Below are 1,178 nucleotides of genomic sequence, written 5' to 3' on the forward strand. Positions count from 1 at the left end.
CCTCAATTTTCAAGTCAAGTGCAACGATGATAACGAATTCTTGATAGTGGTCTAGGCTGTTACGCCATGCATCGGTAGTAATCGCATGGGCGAAGATAGTTCAGAATACGTCTGGGACGATGGTTCAGTGCGGATTGGACTGCTTGAATTTCAACCAGGGTAACTGCTCTGAGAGACTTCCCTTTCGGGAAGAATTCCCTAAGCAGTCCATTGGCGTTCTCGTTTGTGCCACGCTCCCAAGGCGAGTACGGATGTGCGAAGTAAATCTGGGTTCCAACAATCTCTAATAACTTGGCAAACTCGGAACCATTGTCAAAAGTGATACTCTCAAATTCCTTGGCCCCGTAGTCGTCGATTGTGTCCTGCAAGGCTTTAAGGCAGGTGCCCGCATGATAGTCAGGAATCTTGACGATGATCTCAGTCCGGCTGTACCGTTCTGTGAGCGTCATTAATGCTGGCTCATCAGCTAAGCGAATACCTTTGACCAAGTCGCCTTCCCAATGTCCCACGCCTGTGCGGTCATTCACGGCCGCAGGACGCAACTCGATTGAGTCGCCGTATATCTTCTTATTCTTGCGCTTGTGGGCGTTCTTATAGCCTTTGATGCGGCGTCGGAGCTTCTTGGGAAGTGTCATGTTGTCTAACTCAAGCAGCCCGGCGTCGATGTAGCGATACACAGTTGTCGTTGAAGGGCAAGCCTTGCCCTGGTCGCGATAGAAGTGTACGAAGCTATCAACGCTGTGTACGCGCGGCTTACGAGTAAGCTCCCTGGCGAGAGCCTTGAAGAACGCACGGCCGGTCTTAAGAAAGGCGTAGTGACCGGTTCTATCGCGTTTACGGTCGTGCATGGCTTGGGCAGTTTCCGCAAGATAGACTTGATGCGAGTGACGCTTCGAGTCGAGCTGAGTTACAGATCCACGCGTGATTTCTCGTGAGATTGTCGCTTTACTGCGATGAAGCTTCTGTGCAATCACGGTCGCGGTGTCACTAGCAGCCCGAAGGGCCTGAATTGTAGCACGGTCGCTAAAACTGAGTTGTTGGTAATGCTTGTGGGTGTTAGTCTGAGAGTGGGTCATGAAGATTCCTGCTTTCTTGTTTAGCTAGTACTAACAAGAATAGGTCTTCATGGCCTTTTTGGTCTAGTCGTCAGGGTGTTGCACTTGAATTGTAAACTGGGG

The 1,178-nt window shown here is 50.4% G+C and carries 1 protein-coding gene; it reads right to left on the reverse strand.

Annotation, left to right across the window (positions count from 1 at the left end; translation table 11 throughout):
• Positions 1-59 precede the first annotated feature (59 nt).
• A complete protein-coding gene (locus AAA927_RS12855) occupies positions 60-1,076 on the reverse strand; it encodes an IS30 family transposase (RefSeq protein WP_338218159.1) in 1,017 nt (338 codons plus the stop codon).
• Between the last annotated feature and the right edge of the window lie 102 nt (positions 1,077-1,178).

This window comes from Lacticaseibacillus salsurivasis, assembly GCF_036246225.1.
Taxonomy (GTDB): Bacteria; Bacillota; Bacilli; order Lactobacillales; family Lactobacillaceae; genus Lacticaseibacillus; species Lacticaseibacillus salsurivasis.